This is a genomic window from Neobacillus sp. CF12 (assembly GCF_030348765.1).
Lineage (GTDB): Bacteria > Bacillota > Bacilli > Bacillales > Cytobacillaceae > Neobacillus.
Genome location: NZ_JAUCEU010000007.1, coordinates 275,282 through 294,076 on the forward strand (window position 1 = coordinate 275,282; position 18,795 = coordinate 294,076).

Here is an 18,795-nt window from a genome sequence, read left to right on the forward strand (position 1 = left end):
ACTTTTTGGACTGCACTTGTTTTTTTTTACGCATTTATCCTTTGATCATAGGATTCTTTCAGGCGTTTTATATCCTCTTTAGGTGGGAAACCATACATGCGGGAATATTCACGGCTGAATTGCGATGGACTCTCATAACCAACCCGAAATGCGACATCAGCGGCATCTGTTGACTCAGACAATAACAATTGCCGGGCTTTTTGTAGTCTTAGGTGTTTTTGGAATTGAATAGGGCTCATCGCAGTTACCTCTTTAAAGTGCCGATGAAGGGAAGAAACGCTCATATTTGCTATTTCCGCAAGTTCCTCGGTTCGAATAGAGCGATCATAGTTATTCATGATCTTTTCAATAACATCTCCGATAAGATAGGAAGAACTTCCTTCTAATGCAATTTGTTCCAGAGAACCTCCATGCTGGCCTTGCAAAATCCTATAGAGAATTTCCTTTGTATACAGAGGAGCAAGTACTGGAATATCGTCCGGATTTTCTAGCAAACGAGCTAATCTGATCACCGCATCTAACATTGGAGACTCGATTGGGTTCACAAACATACCACGCCTAGCATTTTCTTTTTTTTTGCCTGGAATTTTAAAATCACGTATCACTTCTAAGATTTGACTCGGCGTAAATTCAAGCGTGAGAGCCAAATACGGTACGTCGGGAGAGGCTTCCGTCACTTGCCCGAAAACAGGCAGATCAACCGAGGCGACAAGGTAATCACTAGGACTGTACCGAAATGGCTCCTGTGCTAAAAATACCTCCTTTGCACCTTGAACGATAATGCATAGGCATGGTTTGTAAATACTATGATTTAATTCGGTAACATTGGAGCGACGAATAAAAAATAAAGACGGAATGGCAGTGGAGTGAGGACCATCCTGTCCTGTATATTTCTCTATGATATTGGCAAGCTCTATCTGACATTTATAGATTGAATCAGTCATAGAATTCTCCTAGTTTCTTTATTCTTGCTAGTTTTATTCTAATACATATACTCCGATATGGAAATGACTGTGAGAGTTTTAGGCAATCATTTGATAGGAATGTGATACCAGTCGCTTTTTCAAATGTTACATAATTAGAAAGGACATATAACTAACCAAAAATGCAACAAGAAGAAAGGGTGTTAAACATGCAAAAGCGTAAATTGGGAAAAGATGGATTGGAAGTTTCTGCGATCGGGCTGGGTTGTATGGGAATGAGCTCCGGTTTTGGTCCGGCATCAGACACGAAAGAAATGATATCGGTTATCCATTCGGCGATTGACCGTGGCATTACATTCTTTGACACAGCCGAAGTGTACGGACCATACGCGAACGAAGAGCTCGTTGGAGAGGCTCTCCAGCCCTTTAGGAATCAAGTGGTGATTGCTACCAAGTTCGGCTTTGACCTCGAGGGTAAAAGACAGTCGAGGCTTGATAGTAGACCTGAGCATATTAAGGAAGCTATCGGAGGCTCACTAAAAAGGCTCAAGGTCGAAGCCATTGACCTTTACTATCAACATCGAGTGGATCCGGACGTCCCAATCGAAGAAGTAGCTGGAGCAGTCATAGATTTGATCCAAGAAGGTAAGGTTAAATATTGAGGAATTTCTGAGGCAGGAGTAAAAACGATCCGTAGTGCATACGCAGTTCAACCGCTCACGGCTGTTCAGAGTGAATACTCCATGATGTGGAGAAGTCCTGAGGAAGAACTACTGTCTACGCTTGAGGAACTCGGAATCGGCTTCGTACCTTTCAGCCCGCTGGGTAAGGGCTTCCTTACCGGAAAAATTGTTAATAATGCTGCATTCGTTAACTCAGACTTTCGGAGCATTGTGCCTCGGTTCCAACCTGAGAATCTCGAAATGAATCAAGTTTTGGTGGAGCTGATAAAGAAGATTGCTGTGGGGAAAGACGCAACACCTCCTCAAATCGCACTTGCATGGGTTCTTGCCAAGAAATCATGGATTGTTCCAATTCCCGGCACGCGAAAATTGGAGCGCCTAGAGGAAAATCTTGGCGCAGTGGATGTCGAGCTGAAGGAAGCGGAACTTTATGATTTAAACGAAGCACTTTCTAAGATTGAAATTGTGGGAGACCGTTATCCGGCAGAATACGCAAAGTATATCGATAAGTAGGGGGTGTATATCAATAAATCAATGTCAGCCTTTGTGGTTGCAAAAGACGTATTTTTAACAGGAAATAGGAGGAGTTTTTAATGAAAAAAATTATTTTAAACAATGGTGTTGAAATGCCAATACTTGGGTTTGGTGTTTTTCAAATTCAAGATGAAAATGAATGTGAACAAGCTGTTTATGACGCTATTATGGCAGGTTACCGTCTGATTGATACGGCTGCCTCTTATCTAAATGAAGTAGCGGTTGGCAAAGCCATCAAGCGTAGTGGAGTGCCAAGAGAGGAATTATTTATTACCACAAAACTCTGGGTGCAAGATGCAGGGTATGAAAACACGAGGGAAGCATTCGCAAAATCGCTAGAGAAATTGCAATTAGACTATTTGGACTTGTACCTAATTCACCAACCGTTTGGTGATGTATATGGTTCTTGGCGTGCGATGGAGGAATTATATCGAGAGGGAAAAATTCGAGCGATCGGAGTGAGCAACTTCCATATAGACCGTTTGGCAGACTTAATGGTTCACAATGAAGTGATACCGGCATAAACCAAATCGAAACCCATCCCTTTAATCAGCAAATCGAAAGTGCAAATTATATGAAAGAGAACAAAGTCCAAATCCAGTCTTGGGGGCCTTTTGCAGAAGGAAAAAATAATATCTTCCAGAATGAAGTTTTAGCTTCAATTGCCGAACAATATAACAAATCAGTAGCTCAAGTAATTTTACGTTGGTTGACTCAAAGAGGAGTCGTTGTGATTCCAAAGTCTGTTCGTAAAGAAAGAATCATTGAAAACTTCAATATCTTTAATTTTGAGTTGAATCAAGAAGATATGGAGAAGATTTCTACGTTAGACACGAAAGAAAGTTTGTTCTTTTCTCACAGGGATCCTGCAATGGTGAAGTGGCTCGGTACTCATAAAATTCATGATTGATTTTCAACTAATAGGTCACCACATAATGGACATGCCATTATGTGGTGACTGACACTTGAGGGAAGGTTTTTCCTTCTTTATTTTTCAATTTACATCCATTTCATTAATAAATAACTCCAAATGGTTATTTTCTTCCGATGAACCTTTTAATTCTAATTGGCCTTTAAAAAGGATTTCACCTGAATCGGCATCGGCAACGATTACATCACCCTTTATGTCTGAAGTCATTTGTGAGGAAGCAACATAAAGTTTACCGTTTTTCACGGTTGTCATTTGACCATAAACAATATCCTTTTCACCGAATAGTGGGATACTAAATGCTGACCCAATCTTATCGTCTACTAAACTATAAGGAGTTACTAAGAGCTCTTGTCCATTTAATGTCATAAAATAAATGGTAGAATCATCAAAGAAGCTAAGATGATTCTCGTCTAATCGCAAGTCTGATACATTAATTTTTTCTTTTTCCTTTGTTGCTAAATTGTAGGAAAGGAATTCCTGATTGATAACTTCTTCTCTTTTAGATTCCTTATCTTCAACCACTTTTTTTTCCGTTTTTACAAAAATAAGATGTTCACTCGCTTTTTTGGGGCTTGTTCTAATTAATTGTACGTCGATACGTTTATCATCTTGCCCTTCAGGAACCTGAATAATGGCTTCATGGTTGCTTATTTTCTGATTAACCATATCAATGGTATAGATATGTTTTTCATCATAGAAGGTATTTCTCTTCGTGTTTTGGGTGATAAGGATCAACTCATCCTCAACCATTTGTACATCTGCCACAAATACATTCTCCAATTTTTCACCATCTGGAACTTCCACCGTGAATGATACTATATTACCATCATCTTTGCTTAACACAGATATATCAAACTTAAAATCACGCAATCTTAATGAACCAATATTATAATCTACATCAGCATAAGCCAGTATTTGATTGTCCTCAAAAAACGAGCTAACCTGTGAGGTTTTGCCTCGCATGAAGGTACGATATTCTTCCTGTAATTCCTTGATCATAGTCGGAGGTTGTCCGATTACCTGATTTAGAAAGGAACGACTATTGTATGTAGATCCGTCCGAGGTGATTTTTAAGTTCGTATTCACATAATTCATAGCGGAAGTATCTGTATAAAATCCTTCTAACACTAATGGCTTAATCTCATTTACATCACCGCTTTGTGTTTGGATAACAAACTCTGGGTATTGTTTCGCTGATGTATTAGAATTCACATGGAAAGTTCCAATGCTAAGCACAATAACAACGATGATTGCGGCAAATTTCCAGTACTTTTTCATATTTAACACTCCTTATACGGTGATCTTTTTCCTTAATAAGAATCCACTCATCCAAATCGATGCTGTGAGAACGATTAATCCCATTACGATTTCAAGCACTAGCAATTCAATTGGATAAAAATATCCATTTAGAACAAACTCTTGTAAAAGTAATGGCGAAATAAAGATCACAACAGCTAAAGCGCTATAAATAAGGCCAGCTAAAATCCCTTTCCACCTAAAACTTCTTTCCATTAAGATTCCGGTAAATAGAATGGAGACACCCAACAATCCTGCTCCATAAAATAAAATAAGTTCAATAAGGCTAGCTGGAATGATAATTGATAATTCAGGTATGCTGGTTACAATTTCATTCACAGACATATCCGCTCTAAATTCATTTGGCACCATAGCGTTCATAACCAGCATCTCGATAGGTAGTAAAATGAGTTGAAATGCGACTAACCCAAACGTTGAGATCATGATAGTGGTAATCTTTGCATAGAAAATATTCAATCTTGTTGTTGGGAGCATTAATAACCGGTAGATAAAGGTGTTCTTTCCAACCCAATCACGATACCAAATAAGAAAGATGTAGAAGGCAATACCAGCGATACACATTGCAATTGGACCAATAAACCATACGCTTCTTACGATTTGTAAAAAGCTCATTTGACCGAAAGTTTCCAGAAACTGTGCCTTTGTCATCATGTCATCATAGATTTTTTCATTCGCCATGTTTAGATACTCTTTTGATATAACAATAACTCCTATAATCTCGGCAACAAATGTGATACCTAGTAAAACTACAAATAGTTTTGCTATTCGGTTAATTTCAAAGTTTACGAGCTTTAAGTATTTTTTCATCTTTGATACACCTCTCTCATTACATCAATGACAGACTTCCCCTCGGTTTCACGTACTTCTTCCGCACTAAATTCCATTGTGACCATCCCGTCGTCTAGTAGGACAACCTTATCTATTAAATGTTCAATATCTCCTATTTCATGCGTCGTAAGGATTACGCCTCGATTCTCAATCAAATGACTTGTAAACACATTTGCAATTTCCTCTCTACTGAACATGTCAATTCCTGAGAAAGGCTCATCCATTAAAACATAATCTACGTCAAGTGCCAAACCCAGTAATAGATTAACCTTTGCTGTATTTCCTTTTGATAGGGAAGCAATTTTGTCACTTGGATTTAATCTAAAAAAGCCTACTAATTCAGTTGCACGTTTTTGATTCCAACCAGTATAAAAGTCATTCATAAACTCCATTGCTTCTGCTATTGTCATGTGTGGTAGCATCGTAATGGCATCGGGGATAAAAGTAATTTTTTCGAATGTATGTTTATCTATTGGTTCTCCGTCTATTAAGATCTGACCTTTATTAATGGGGGTAAGTGCCATAATGGCATTTAAAATCGTTGTTTTCCCAACTCCATTTATTCCAATTAAACAAGTGATTTCACCCTTGTTTGCGGTAAAAGATACGCCTTTTAAGATTTTCTTTCGTCCGAAAATCTTTTCAACCGCTTTTACTTCTATCATATTTAAACCTCCTTATCATCGTTAGTTGTGTATTTTAGCCTAACCAAGTCAAGCAACTCCTCGACAGGTACATTAATAGAACGAACCGATGTCACAAACATATCAACTGCTTCAACCAGCAGCTCATCTCTCACTTTACCTAATACTTTCTTATCTGTCGTGATTTTACTTGGATGGTTCTTCTCCGTATAAATCAAACCCTGTTCCTCCATTTCCTTATACGCTCGCTGCGCGGTATTCGGATTTACTTTCATCCTATTTGCCAACTCGCGTCTCGATGGGATTTCCTCTCCTGGCACCAATTCACCAACTGCGATTTTTTCCTTGAAATAACGAATAATCTGCAGATAGACCGGATCACGATTATTAAAATTTACATTCATCGAAACAACTCCTATACGACCTTTTAGGCAACATCATCTAAAGTGTATGTATTAAGTGGTTCATACACTATGGGTGTATTATATGGTTAATACATTATGATTGTCAATCAAATAAGTTTTAAGATTGAAGATAATAACCGAAATGAAAATAATACATTGGAATTATATTTTTGGAGACAATAATTTACATATCAATATTAGAAGAATGCAACTGGTGAAGTAAATTTATGATAGGTAAATACAGTTGAGGTGATTAAATGGATGAGAATAAATTAAGACTCACATCTTCTGAAATCGGAACACTGTGGGGAGAGTTTATTAACGGTACATTGATAGATGTAGTAAATCGATATATGGGCTCCATTATTGAGGACGAGCAGATTAAATCCATTTTTGAGGATGCTATTAAGACGTTCGATAAACAAAAACAACAGATCGTAGCTTTTATCGAAAATGAGGGGTTTCCAGTTCCAATTGGTTTTACTGATTCTGATCTCTTTAAAGGAAAACCAAGATTGTTCACAGATATATTTTGCCTAAATTATTTACATGTCATGACATTGCATGGTTTGTTAGGCCACACTACGGCATTAGGTGTTTCTGTCAGAAAAGACTTGAGGCATTTTTATGACTCATGCGATAACGATGCCAAAAAGATGTACCACCAAACGATTGAGCTATTGCTGGAGAAAGGAAATTTTCAGCGAGACCCTTTATTTTACCCAACTAAAAACCCAGAATTTGTTTCAAGTCAAGATTTCTCAGATGGATTTTTCGGAAAGGGCAGAAAATTAGCAGCGACAGAAATCATCAGCATTTCTTTCAACGTAAAAAAGAGTATTATGGCAAAAACACTTTCAATTGCATTCAGCCAAGTTGCTCAAACAAAAGAAGTAAGAAAGTTTTTAACTGATTCCGAAAAAACATCAGATGGACATATTAAAATGTTCTCAAAAATAATGCAAGCGGATAATTTACCAGTCCCGAAATCGTGGGAAACAGAAGTAACAACTTCGACTGATTCCCCATTTTCCGATAAATTAATGTTGTATCACATTGGGTTCTTGGCTCAAGCTTCACAAAATTATCATGGCGCAGGATTAGCTTCAGCCATGCGAACTGACTTAGTTGCTGCTTATGAAAGTGTGATTCTAAAAGATCTTATGATAACTAAGAAATGGTTTAATATTATGGTTCAAAATAAATGGTTAGAACAACCTCCACTAGCACCTAATAGAACTGAAATCGCAAAAGGGGTGTAGTTATTGGACCTAAAACTTACTATAAATAATTATTAATATCAGTAAATCGTAAAAGGGGCTAATTTGAGTATTATTAGCCCCTTTTACTTTGTTTACAATGCCTGTTTCTTCCACTTCCGATTAAAACTACATCATCATGACTAGGTATAGGTTTTCTTCCAGATTCAATTTTTTTGAAAGTTACACAGGAGAATAGCCTATAACTGGAAAATTATATAGTATATATCGATTGGTAAGGAAGGAGGATTTTTGTATGAAGTCCATAGATAAATTTAGCGGTAAGGCAGATATATATTCAAAATCTCGCCCGAGTTACCCAAAGGGTTTTCTCAATTATTTAATCTCGGCCAATTCATTAAATGAGTTTAGTAAGGTGCAGATATATGTTCGGGAACTGGGATTCTAACCCGGCAATTACTTGAAAGGGGATTAACCGTTATTGCGGTGGAACCAAATGATGATATGAGAACAGCAGCAGAAGAAGATTTAAACCAGTTTGCAAATTTTACCTCCATCAAGGCAACAGCTGAAGAAACAACCATACCTGATAAAAGTGTGGACCTCGTTATTGCTGCACAGGCATTTCATTGGTTTGATCATGAAAAGTTCAAATTAGAATGTAAACGGATTTTGAGACAAGAGGCAAAGGTTGCGCTCGTATGGAATAGTAGAACCTTCACCAGCCCGCTGATTATCGAAAATGCCGAGATTTGCAAAGAGTTCTGTCCTAATTTTTATGGATTTAGTGGTGGAATCGAAGAAGATCAAGAAGTATTTAAGAAATTTTTTCGTGATGGAGAATATGAGTTTAAAAGAATCTTCAATGATTTGACACTTGATTTAGGAGGGTTTTTGGGAAGGAACTTGTCAGCATCGTATGCACCCAAACCGAATGACAAGGAGTATCAAGGATTTGTCGAGGCAGTTACAGATCTATTTGGGAAATACAGTACCAATGGAAAAATTGTTATGCCGAATTTTACACAAAGTTATTTAGGAAATGTGTGAGGGTGTTTTATCCTACTCTAATTATGAATAAAGTACCTATAAATAATAATAGGTGAAAAAGAAAATTAATCCTCTAAATAGGAATTGACGAAACCATTTATTTAAGCTAAGATAATTTTCAATAATATGGAATATACGGCTATGAAGAGAAGAGTAATTTTGATTCATTATTTCCAGAGAGCTCCGGTTGGTGGGAAGGAGTAATAATAATCCTAATGAAAAAAGACTCTGAGCTTCGCACGGATCTAAGAGCGTTCTTAGTGATACTGCGACGGGATCTCCCGTTAAAGAGATAGGGTATAATCAATGATAAAAAAATTGCCGTACCCGAAGAGGTTGATATGGTGACATATCAATAAACTGAGGTGGTACCGCGGAGCTATAAACTCTCGTCCTCAAGATGTAAATCTTGGGGGTGGGAGTTTTTTGTTGTTTAAAAGTATAAATGCATAAATAAAAAATCCTTAAAAAACTAACAGATGGATGGGAGTGAAGAGCAGAATGAGTAATGAACAAACAGCTTTTAGAATAGAGAAATTAGAGAATTTAAAATCGCAGGGCATTGCTGTTTATCCTGAAAGGTTTTCAACAAATTATGAACTTTATGAAGCCGCTCAGCTTGAAGATGGAACTTCTGGAGTCATAGTTGCCGGAAGAATAATGAGTATTAGAAACTTCAGCAAATTAAGTTTTATTACGATTTCAAATATACAAGGAAGCTTACAACTTCTTTTGAAAAAGGATGAGATTGGCGAGGAACCTTTTAATCAATTTCATTCTCTATTGGATATAGGGGATTTTATCGGTGTGGAAGGACGTATGTTTACGACTAAAACGAATGAGAAAACACTTCGGATCGAAAGCTATGTGTTTCTTGGGAAGGCGTTGCGGACTCTTCCGGAAAAATGGCATGGATTAAGCAATGTTGAAGTTCGATATAGACAGCGTTATTTAGATTTAATGATGACCAAAGGCACACAAAGTCGTTTACTAGCCAGAACCAAAATGGTACGTGCGATTCGCAGATTCTTTGAGGACCAAGACTTCTTAGAAGTAGAAACACCAGTTTTACAGCATACTTCCTCGGGAGCTTTAGCTAAACCTTTTAGGACCTATCATAACTCTTTAGATACTGAATTAAATTTACGAATTGCACCGGAAACCTATTTAAAGAGGTTAATTGTAGGTGGTTTTACCAAAGTATTTGAATTTGCAAAGTGTTTTAGGAACGAGGGGATTAGCCCTCAACATCTTCAAGAATTTACAATGGTTGAAGGATATGCTGCATACTGGAATTATGAGGATACAATGAAATTAATGCGTGATATGGTTCTGTTTGTTCTGGATCAAGTCTTTCATACAACTACCATCACCATTCAAGGTCAAACAATAAACTTTTCACTAGAATGGGATATTGTCACTTTCAGGGATTTAATTTTAAAGGACACAGGAATTGATATAGACCTTTATCCTGATGTTAAAGATTTATATCAAGAAACGTTGAGGAAGAATATCAACTTAGAACATTCAGACATTGAATCTTTAGGGAGAGGTAATTTTATTGATCTTCTTTACAAGAAAATGTGTCGACCACAACTAGTTAAACCGACATTTTTAATCAAGCACCCGATAGATTTATCACCATTAGCTAGAGCAAATGATCAAAACCCTGCTCTTACAGACCGGTTCCAATTAGTGATGAATGGTGCGGAAATTATTAATGCCTATTCAGAGCTAGTTGACCCGCTTGAACAAAGAAGAAGGTTGGAGGCTCAAGCCCATCTTAAAAGTAATGGAGATTTAGAAGCGATGGAGATGGATGAAGATTATCTAACAGCTATGGAATTTGGAATGCCGCCTATTTCTGGATGGGGATTTGGAATTGAACGATTATTAATGGTCCTAACGGATAGTGATACCATTAAAGATTGTGTTTTATTTCCCTTAACTAAAAAACTATAGTGAGGGAACTACATTAAGGGAACGAAGTTTAGCAATAACAAAAAAAGAGTGTTTCATCGGTGGAAAATACCGTGAAACACTCTTTTTTATTTAATAAGGTCAAATCCCTGTGGAAGTGTAAATCCAAGGACAAAGAGGATGACAAGGACGATAGAAAATGCAATCCAAATGATGTCTGTTCGTTTCCCTTTTTGTTTTCGGACGATGACCATTTCAAATAGCCCAATCATCACAATACCTAGTATTGATTTAAAATAATAAGAGACTGGAATGGAATAAGCAGCTAAGAATAGCATACCTCCTGTTACGATGATTAGAATATAGGAAGCACGTAAAACCATATGCCAGATTTTAATATTTTTTCCATTGCTTTGAAGGACCACAATGATGATTAGTAAAATAAGAGACAATACCAGTGATGTTAAGTGTGCATGCGTCATTTGAAATTACTCCTTTTTATAGTGATTTAAATCTTTTCTCTAAACCTATTCTAAAAGGAAGATATAAAAGGATTCTAAAGGAAACATTAAATTTTTCTTAAATAAACGATATTAAAACATGGTAAAGTCAATGTGAAGGGATTTTATCGATATTGTCGAATATTATCAATATGAATAATAGATGTCTATGAAAATATGGATATTAATGAATAGGTGGCAGGTATGAGGAAAATAGGTTACTTGTTTTTGTTTGTTGTTTTGTTTGTAGGAGCTTGTTCTAATGAAAATAATCCAAAAGAACATACAGGAGAAATATTCGCTATCGCATTAGAGTCGCTAATGGAAAAAGATAAAGCATTAAGCAGTGATATTAAATACATCGCTGTAGATTTGAGTAATTGTGAAGGATTAACAGATCTGGAAGTAAAAGAAATTCAAGGCTTTCTTGAGGAAAGATATAAAGTAGAAGTAATAGAAGCATCATTTGAAGAATTAAAGAAAAAAGGATTATACAAACCAGAGGAAATGGGCTTATAGGATGGGGTTCTACTAAAAATTGAAAAAATAAATTTTAAATGGTTTAACACGGTGCACTTTGAAACTTCAAAGTTTCGCTCTGCCAAAGGAGCCATTGGGGTAGAAACTACCATACATTTTAAAGAAGGAAAATGGCAAGTGAAAGAGTCAACAGAGACTTGGATAAGTTAGTTGCCTTTCGGGGTTGAACTCGTTGAATAAGGATCATGATGAGAAAAGCAAAATTGATATTGATGATGGTTGGAACCGAACATTTTATGGAAGTCCAACATTATTGGGCATACTCGTTGTTGGGTAATAATTCTATACATCATATTTAAATAAAGGATTGGGCGAATTAAATGGTAATCAGAGAAGTAAATAATGATGATGCTGAAGGATTAGTAAGATTAATTAAGCAAGTTGAGAGCGATTCCCAGTATATGCTATTTGAAGCAGGGGAAAGAAATATTGAGCCAGACCAACAAGTTAAAAGAATAGAAGCTATGAAAAAAGATGGGAAATCAACTATTTTTGTAGCAGAAGAAAAGGATGAATTAATTGGATACCTAATTGTAATGGGTGGTAATGCAATTAGAAACAAACATTCCGTATATCTTGTTATTGGCATTCTCAGTCACTATAGAGGGCTTGGGGTAGGAACAAAACTATTTGAAGAATTAGAGAAGTGGGCAATGGTTCATCAAATTCACCGTTTGGAGTTAAGTGTAGTAACTCATAATGAAGCTGGATTACGATTATATAAAAAAATGGATTTTAAAATTGAAGGAACAAAACGTCATTCATTATTAATTGACGGAGAATTTGTTGATGAATATTATATGTCCAAACTTCTATAAGGATATCTTGTCAAACAAATGTGGCCGTTCCTATGATAGGTTAGTGCAAGAAGATATTCATATATAGATATATGGGAGGGAGGGGTATAAATGCAAACATTTGGTTCGATTTTTCCAATTATACTTTGGTTAGGAATTATAGTAGGAGTATTATTCCTTTTTTTTAAGCTTATGAAAAAAAGTAAGTGAAAACATTAAGTAAGTTTTTTTTTCAAATTTGTTCTCTAGTTGCAAATAAAGGATAAATTTAGGAGTTATTTAGAAATTTTTATATATAACAGTAGAATCCTATGTTACAATTAGTGTAAAATTACACTATATCTTTACGTAGGAGGGTCAAGTTTGAAGAAATTAGTGATCGGTATCCTAATAGTTATTTTATACTGTTTTCCGTTTGCACATTTTGCTATGTATCAAGACTTTACCAATCGCTCGATGATTGGATATTTGGTGATGATTGCGGCTACTTTCGTCCTAGCATTCCTTGTGAAATATTTTTGCAATTACATACCCTTTTTCATCGGAAATATCTTATCATTCATCATTTCGTTTTATTTTAACGACAAGATGGTGGACACTGTAGAATGGTATGGTGATTATTTTAAACCATTTTATCCCACTCATTTATTAGTTATGGTGAGTCTATTAAATTTGATTCCACAGTACATAGCAATGAAAGTAAAAAAGGGTAAAAATAATGATATGATTAATAGTAAGTAATATTATGGAGGTGTTATTATGATATGGTTATATTTATTGATACCAGTCGGTATTATTGGTGGTTTTGCAATTTATTTCGAAAAAAAATCTGGGATGACTATTCCTGATGAAAATATACAAGCTGAGAAGTTAGGGGGAATGATACGACATAATTCTGGAGGAAATGGAGTATTTTGAAAAGGCAACAAAAATAAATACAGAGATTAACTCAGTTCATAGCGGACTGGGCTTTTTGATATACAAATATACAAAAATAGGGCCTTGACAGGGGTGCTAGAGTAAAAAAAGGATGGCTGTGTGGCGATCTCATTTCTTATTGCACTAATGGCAGGTTAATAAAAAAATAGATACATAAATACTATTTTCAAGAGTATTCTGTTTTATGTATAGCTTATTAATCATTCGGGAACAACCTAAAGGGGATGGTTTGTTTGATTAAACTTGAAAAGTATGACGATCTTACATTATTTAAGAAAGATGTAATTTCATTCTTAGAACAATTTGAAGCTGAAAACAATTTAATATTAGGTGTATTGCTATCAATAAGTGAAAATGAAAGTCCTCTTTTGATGGCTACGGTCATAAAAGACAAGGAAATTGGGCTGGTCCTTCTACAAACACATCCCAGACAAATCATCTTATCGAAGTCTGTCACTTATACATCCACTGAAATAAACATCATTGGAGAAAAGTTGAGTAATACAATGCAAGAAATACCTGGTCTTATTGGTGAAAAGAAATTAACTACAGATTTAGCTATGTACATTTCTAAATTAAAAGGGATTGAAGTAGGTTTTGTAATGGACCAAAAAATTTATAAACTAGAAAAAGTAGTGAAAAAAACCAATACAAATGGAATACTTCGGAGAGTTGTAGAAAACGATCACCACATCATTAAAGAATGGCTGTATCAGTTTTGTTTTGAAACTAACCAATCAATGAGTTTAGAAGAAGCAGATAAAAAAGCTAAACTCATGATTAATACAGGAAATTTAGTTGCATGGGTGGTGGACGGCAGAATGGTTTCCATGGCTTATGCCACACGTCCGACCCAAAATAATATTACAATCAGCTATGTTTACACCCCGATTATTGAAAGAAAAAAGGGATATGCCTCGGATTGCGTTTCCGCTTTTTCTCAATCCTTGTTAGATCTGGGTTATAAAACAACAAGTTTATACACTGATATTAGTAACCCTACATCTAATAAAATTTATATTCAAATTGGATATGAAGCAATATTGGATTCCATCGTAATCCTTTTTAAATAGAAATAATTAAAAATCATACTAGTGTTCAACTTAATTGTGGAGAGGGGTGCAATCTAGATGAATGTTACTATATCGCAATGAGTAAGCATAGAAGCTATTATTTAATACGATTTGTAGTTTTGTGTTTTTTGCCTTTGCTGTCATAAGTTATCCATTCACCAACAGGCTCGCCCATGTCAAAATACCCTGACCGCTTAATTGTTCCATCTAGCCGGTACCATTCCCAATAGCCATCTGGCATATCATCAACCATTTTTCCTTTTGACCAAATTGTTTTTCCGTTTGCGTGGTACTTGATCGTGTAGCCATCAATCACTTCTAGATTCTTTTCCTTGACACCGTTTGGGTGTATCAAGTCACATTTTTCATTTTCCACGGCTTACCTCCGATAAACAGTTTTTTTTTATTGTATCATATTTCATGGCCATGCCCATTTACTGTCAACAAGGAAAGGCTGTTCCGACAATTTTTTTCTAATTTTTCTAATGTGGCAGTTGAAAAAGTTGATAGAAGTTGAGGTACTAAAAGGTTTCTATATTCCCGGTTTGGAGGAAATTAATAGAGTTTGTCGAATAAGTAACTGGTTAATTGAAAATTTAGGAGTTGTTACTTATGTCTAATGGTGTGGAAGATTTTTATTGTGATGAGGTATTGAGTGGTAAAACAGCAGTAGATATAGTTTTGGAAACTGATAATTCACTCGCCTTTTATCATACTCGGCCTTTTTACGAAGTACATATCGTGGTTATATCTAAAAAACACATTACTTCGCTAATTGATGTTAAACCAGAAGATAATGATATGATGAAAGATTTATTTTCGGTGATCCAGAAAGTTTCAAAACAGGTAAATGAGAAGTACGGTGCCTGCACTGTATCAACTAATATTGGAGAGTATCAAAGCAATAAACATATGCATTGGCATATTCATTTTGGAAATCGTATAAGGTATTTAGATGGAACCTGGTGTTAGAAGAATCAACATGTAAAATTAAGAAATACGGAAACTCCCTGCGAGTTGAAAATGTAATTTAACAAAACCTGTATCAATGATTACTAGGTAATCTAAGGTACAGGTTTTATTTTGTCCTCCAGACGGATGCGTGGAATTTCGTTATTTTTTTGAATACTTTTGTATATATTCCAATATATGAAACTTATATAGATGGGGGGTATGTTCATGCAAATTTTTTACACCGTTCGTCCTGGTGATACACTTTATCAGATTGCTAGGCGCTGGGGGCTTCCAATTGAGTCGCTGATTGCTGCAAATAATTTAGTATCGCCCAATATGATCTCCGTCGGTCAACAACTTTCAATCCCACCTGGCGTTGATGTCATTCGTGTGAATCCGGGGGACACTATTTATAAAATCGCGAAAAACTTTGGGGTTCCACCAATTGTCATCATTCAGGCGAATCAACTTCAACCACCATTTCTAATCCAAGTCGGACAGCTGCTAAAGGTACCGCCTGGTGTCACATACTATGTCGTCCAACCAGGTGATACCTTATTCCAACTTGCAAGGCGCTTTAATGTGATTACAGGAGGAAATAGCAATTTCCAGCTAATCATGGAGGTAAATAACCTTACATCAACCGGTATTTTTCCAGGTCAGCGACTGATTATTCCATACGCTCCCCCTGGTGACAGCGGATTGATTGCGTATACATCGAATAGTACGGGAAGTTTTGATATATGGCTCTATAACCCTAGTAATGGAGTAAACCAGCAAATAACCAACGGACTAGGAGAGTCCTATTCGACTCCGTATTGGTCAACTGATAGCACAAAGATTGCCTTTGTTGGGAAAAATGGAATCCTAAACGTTATCAATCTGACAGAAAATAGTATTGCTCAAATTGATCAGTTTACAGATGGGCTAGGTGTATTTCTAGATTGGTCTCCAAATAGCCAACAACTTGCTTATACGAAGCAAAATGGGATTGTCCTTTACAACGTCACTACACATCAAGCCCAAATCATCAATCAGCCTGGTTCCAGAGACGCACAATGGTTTCCGAGCGGAACAGAATTACTTTTTCAAGCACCAGATGCAGCGGGGGTTAGTCAGATTTACCGGATTAAAACAGATGGAACTGGCAAAGTGAAAATCACTCGAAATTCAGCTGGGCTGCATAATTTTGTTCGTCTTTCACCGGATGGAACTTATGCGTTATATACGACCCCAGGTGCTAGTATTTCCATAATTCATACTGTAGAACTTTCAACTGGAAACGATTATGAAGTCGAGGGTGGCCCATTGGCAAAAAATTACTTCCCTGCATGGTCACCAAATTCAACAACCATTGCGTATAGTGCGACGGCTTTCGAAAACAATTTTTCACTAATTAGAACAACTGGTAGACAAGGGATGAACGACAAAACGAGAGCGATTTCGAATTGCTTTGCCACACCTGTAACGTGGTCCCATGATGGTTGGAAAATTGCCTATCTTTCAGGATGTACACCACAAGGCAGTTCCAGTGAAATCTGGTTACTCGATTTAAACCATCCAGTCCCAATCAAACTTGTAGAAGGTGGAACCATTACAGCATTACAATGGTCACCACTGCAGATTACATCGCTTAAAAAAACCTACATCAGCACGCTCTATAAAGTCCAATTCCGATATCCTGCCCATTGGCAGCGAGTAAACGACGAAAGGTACGAAGGAGAAGATGGCTTTTTCCAACTATCAGCCATTGCCTCAGATCAACCAATTAACGTTGTTTGTCAAAATGAAGCCTTTCACCAACTAAACCCATACGGGACCCAGCCGCGTATCCAACACACACAAATACAAAATCAACCAGATTGCTTCATATATCCATCTCAAGACCAACCAGCTGAAATGAGAAATCAAGCAGCGGTGATTGTCCAGTACCCGACTCCTGTGGTAATAGAAGGAACCGAATACAATTACTTAATCCTTTGGGCAGACCAGAACCATATTAACGAAATAGGTTCATCAATTATCCTTCTGTAAATGTGGTTCAATTAGGAAACTAAAATAGAAGAATTACCTTTACATACTATGGAGAATAGCTCACCATAGTAATTTTTTTGGACCGTATCAAAAAATGATAGGCGTATGTATAGTAGCAAAAGAGAGAGCAGGAAAGGGGAATAAAGGATGGAGCGATGTAAAGTCTGCAGAAAGAAACCAAAATTAACGAGAAGAGTAAATTGTGAAGGAGTGGTCTTTTGTAGTGATGAGTGCTATGAAGGATATGAAGATTCACCCAATGATCACGACCATCCCTATATTGATGACTACGACGCTGTACGTTTTGAATACATCGAATGGATGAAGAGTTATGATTCATTTCTTATAGGGGAACAAACAAAGGAAAATTTACTAGAAGGTATTGAATCAGTGTTAGAAGATTTCGCTGATTATTATCTTCTGGAGGGAAGTGATGGTGTTTTTTTAAGAGAAATCTATCATTATTTACTCTCACTCGAGGAATTAGTTCTCTTGATAGAAAGGTAGGAATACATAAAGGGTCCTCCTAGTCATAAGACAGGAGGACGTTTGTGAATATGCTAATTACGTAATATTCTGTTTCGCTTTCATATAAACTTCTTCATATGGCTGAATAACAACAAACCCGTCACCATCGAATCTCATTTGTATGGACTCACCGCTGCCTCTTCCGAAAAATGTTTTTAAGGTTATATCGGTTTGAAAGGTTGGCATGAGATTTCCAGCCCAAGCGACTGTTGCATTTGGGTCCGTAATGACAGGATTGCCGGGAGTTACCCGTAATGTGATTGGCTCGTAATGCGCAGTAAAGGCAATCATACCTGTACCTTCACAACGGACATTAAACAACCCGCCAGCGAGCATCCCCGCAATTCGTTTCATTAATTTGATCTCCCATTTAATACTAGTTTCAAAGGCTAGTAGGTCATTCCCATTTATATAAATAGAGTCGTTTTGTAAATTGAGGATAATGATTTTCTTACCACTATCGGCGAGATACAATTTACCTCTGCCATTGGCTTTCATTAGGGATGCGCCTTCACCAGTAAAAGCCTTTTTAAACGCGGTTCCGAGACCGTGTTCTAATATTCCTTCGCGAACAAACTTCATTTCACCGTGATAAGCTACCATCGAACCTGCTTTGGCCCATACCTGCCCGTCTAAGTTTACCTCCAGCATCCGAGGAGTTTCTAATTCAAAAAAGCCTTCACCTTTATCTTTCTGCTCTGTTTGTTTAATAAAGTCATCAATTGAATGTCTGCTCAATACTCCCACATCCTTCCATTCCTTTGTTACGAGTCAAAACTGAATATGTTTCATCTTTTTTTTAAAAGGAACCATTAAACTTGTGGGCAGTTAGTGAAAGAAAATCGATTGAAACCCCACATAAAATCTATAGATGTGGAGTGTATCTCGTAACTCATTATAAAGAAAGGCAACCAACCCTTGAACTGCACCATAATAGTTAGCCGCTCTTTTAAAATTGGAGGTACAGTTCAAATTT

Annotated in this window: 18 protein-coding genes, 3 pseudogenes and 1 other annotated feature; of the genes and pseudogenes, 13 read left to right on the forward strand and 8 right to left on the reverse strand. The window is 36.6% G+C overall.

What is annotated here, in order from left to right; genetic code table 11:
• Nucleotides 1-26: 26 nt before the first annotated feature.
• Entirely contained in the window at nucleotides 27-944 is a 918-nt protein-coding gene (locus QUG14_RS01505; RefSeq protein WP_289338689.1) for an AraC family transcriptional regulator, read from the reverse strand.
• Between the two features lie 188 nt (nucleotides 945-1,132).
• Between QUG14_RS01505 and QUG14_RS01510 the strand changes: the two are divergent.
• Nucleotides 1,133-2,119, forward strand: a pseudogene (locus QUG14_RS01510) (aldo/keto reductase).
• An 80-nt stretch (nucleotides 2,120-2,199) separates the two neighbouring features.
• Nucleotides 2,200-3,050 (forward strand): annotated as a pseudogene (locus QUG14_RS01515) (aldo/keto reductase).
• 84 nt (nucleotides 3,051-3,134) lie between these two features.
• Here the strand turns inward: QUG14_RS01515 and QUG14_RS01520 are convergent.
• Genes QUG14_RS01520 through QUG14_RS01535 form a run of 4 tightly spaced genes read right to left on the reverse strand, consistent with a single transcriptional unit; the run spans nucleotide 3,135 to nucleotide 6,264 of the window.
• Complete coding sequence (locus QUG14_RS01520) at nucleotides 3,135-4,349, reverse strand: hypothetical protein (protein ID WP_289338690.1); 1,215 nt, start codon at nucleotides 4,347-4,349, stop codon at nucleotides 3,135-3,137.
• A gap of 12 nt (nucleotides 4,350-4,361) precedes the next feature.
• Nucleotides 4,362-5,195 (reverse strand): hypothetical protein, encoded by an 834-nt coding sequence (locus QUG14_RS01525; RefSeq protein ID WP_289338693.1) that lies wholly within the window; start codon nucleotides 5,193-5,195, stop codon nucleotides 4,362-4,364.
• Nucleotides 5,192-5,881: an ATP-binding cassette domain-containing protein gene (locus tag QUG14_RS01530; protein WP_289338695.1), complete on the reverse strand. Its 690-nt coding sequence runs from the start codon at nucleotides 5,879-5,881 to the stop codon at nucleotides 5,192-5,194. The genes QUG14_RS01525 and QUG14_RS01530 overlap by 4 nt, the downstream gene beginning before the upstream one ends.
• A gap of 2 nt (nucleotides 5,882-5,883) precedes the next feature.
• Complete coding sequence (locus QUG14_RS01535; protein ID WP_289338697.1) at nucleotides 5,884-6,264, reverse strand: GntR family transcriptional regulator; 381 nt, start codon at nucleotides 6,262-6,264, stop codon at nucleotides 5,884-5,886.
• 257 nt (nucleotides 6,265-6,521) lie between these two features.
• Between QUG14_RS01535 and QUG14_RS01540 the strand changes: the two genes are divergently transcribed.
• From QUG14_RS01540 to lysS, 3 genes and pseudogenes are all read left to right on the forward strand, one after another.
• On the forward strand, nucleotides 6,522-7,526 hold the full coding sequence (locus QUG14_RS01540) for a DUF3231 family protein (protein WP_289338698.1): 1,005 nt from the start codon (nucleotides 6,522-6,524) through the stop codon (nucleotides 7,524-7,526).
• A gap of 253 nt (nucleotides 7,527-7,779) precedes the next feature.
• Nucleotides 7,780-8,534: pseudogene (locus QUG14_RS01545) on the forward strand (class I SAM-dependent methyltransferase).
• A 132-nt stretch (nucleotides 8,535-8,666) separates the two neighbouring features.
• Nucleotides 8,667-8,934: a binding site (T-box leader), on the forward strand.
• A 101-nt stretch (nucleotides 8,935-9,035) separates the two neighbouring features.
• Nucleotides 9,036-10,496: a lysine--tRNA ligase gene (lysS, locus tag QUG14_RS01550; RefSeq protein ID WP_289338699.1), complete on the forward strand. Its 1,461-nt coding sequence runs from the start codon at nucleotides 9,036-9,038 to the stop codon at nucleotides 10,494-10,496.
• A gap of 86 nt (nucleotides 10,497-10,582) precedes the next feature.
• Here the strand turns inward: lysS and QUG14_RS01555 are convergent, their stop codons facing one another.
• Complete coding sequence (locus tag QUG14_RS01555) at nucleotides 10,583-10,936, reverse strand: DUF1516 family protein (RefSeq protein WP_289338701.1); 354 nt, start codon at nucleotides 10,934-10,936, stop codon at nucleotides 10,583-10,585.
• Nucleotides 10,937-11,158: 222 nt separating this feature from the next.
• On the opposite strand from QUG14_RS01555, the gene QUG14_RS01560 reads away from it, so the two are divergent.
• From QUG14_RS01560 to QUG14_RS01580, 5 genes are all read left to right on the forward strand, one after another.
• Nucleotides 11,159-11,473 carry a hypothetical protein gene (locus QUG14_RS01560; RefSeq protein WP_289338703.1) on the forward strand — a complete coding sequence of 105 codons (315 nt, stop codon included), beginning with the start codon at nucleotides 11,159-11,161 and terminating at the stop codon, nucleotides 11,471-11,473.
• Between the two features lie 341 nt (nucleotides 11,474-11,814).
• The gene (locus QUG14_RS01565) at nucleotides 11,815-12,312 is read left to right on the forward strand and encodes a GNAT family N-acetyltransferase (RefSeq protein WP_289338705.1); all 498 of its coding nucleotides are present in this window, start codon (nucleotides 11,815-11,817) and stop codon (nucleotides 12,310-12,312) included.
• A gap of 342 nt (nucleotides 12,313-12,654) precedes the next feature.
• On the forward strand, nucleotides 12,655-13,032 hold the full coding sequence (locus tag QUG14_RS01570; protein ID WP_289338706.1) for a hypothetical protein: 378 nt from the start codon (nucleotides 12,655-12,657) through the stop codon (nucleotides 13,030-13,032).
• Between the two features lie 18 nt (nucleotides 13,033-13,050).
• Nucleotides 13,051-13,209, forward strand: coding sequence for a hypothetical protein (locus QUG14_RS01575; protein WP_289338708.1), 159 nt, complete (start codon nucleotides 13,051-13,053; stop codon nucleotides 13,207-13,209).
• A 254-nt stretch (nucleotides 13,210-13,463) separates the two neighbouring features.
• Entirely contained in the window at nucleotides 13,464-14,303 is an 840-nt protein-coding gene (locus QUG14_RS01580; RefSeq protein ID WP_289338709.1) for a GNAT family N-acetyltransferase, read from the forward strand.
• A 97-nt stretch (nucleotides 14,304-14,400) separates the two neighbouring features.
• Here QUG14_RS01580 and QUG14_RS01585 read toward each other — a convergent pair whose 3' ends face one another.
• The gene (locus QUG14_RS01585; protein ID WP_289338710.1) at nucleotides 14,401-14,679 is read right to left on the reverse strand and encodes a toxin-antitoxin system YwqK family antitoxin; all 279 of its coding nucleotides are present in this window, start codon (nucleotides 14,677-14,679) and stop codon (nucleotides 14,401-14,403) included.
• A 236-nt stretch (nucleotides 14,680-14,915) separates the two neighbouring features.
• Between QUG14_RS01585 and QUG14_RS01590 the strand changes: the two genes are divergently transcribed.
• The 3 genes from QUG14_RS01590 (at nucleotide 14,916) to QUG14_RS01600 (ending at nucleotide 17,798) form a co-directional block, all read left to right on the forward strand.
• Nucleotides 14,916-15,275, forward strand: a complete 360-nt coding sequence (locus tag QUG14_RS01590) for an HIT family protein (protein ID WP_289338711.1) — start codon at nucleotides 14,916-14,918, stop codon at nucleotides 15,273-15,275.
• A 207-nt stretch (nucleotides 15,276-15,482) separates the two neighbouring features.
• Nucleotides 15,483-17,291 (forward strand): LysM peptidoglycan-binding domain-containing protein, encoded by a 1,809-nt coding sequence (locus QUG14_RS01595; protein ID WP_289338713.1) that lies wholly within the window; start codon nucleotides 15,483-15,485, stop codon nucleotides 17,289-17,291.
• Between the two features lie 147 nt (nucleotides 17,292-17,438).
• A complete protein-coding gene (locus QUG14_RS01600; RefSeq protein WP_289338715.1) occupies nucleotides 17,439-17,798 on the forward strand; it encodes a hypothetical protein in 360 nt (119 codons plus the stop codon).
• Nucleotides 17,799-17,855: 57 nt separating this feature from the next.
• Here the strand turns inward: QUG14_RS01600 and QUG14_RS01605 are convergent, their stop codons facing one another.
• Nucleotides 17,856-18,557: an AIM24 family protein gene (locus tag QUG14_RS01605; RefSeq protein WP_289338717.1), complete on the reverse strand. Its 702-nt coding sequence runs from the start codon at nucleotides 18,555-18,557 to the stop codon at nucleotides 17,856-17,858.
• Nucleotides 18,558-18,795 lie beyond the last annotated feature (238 nt).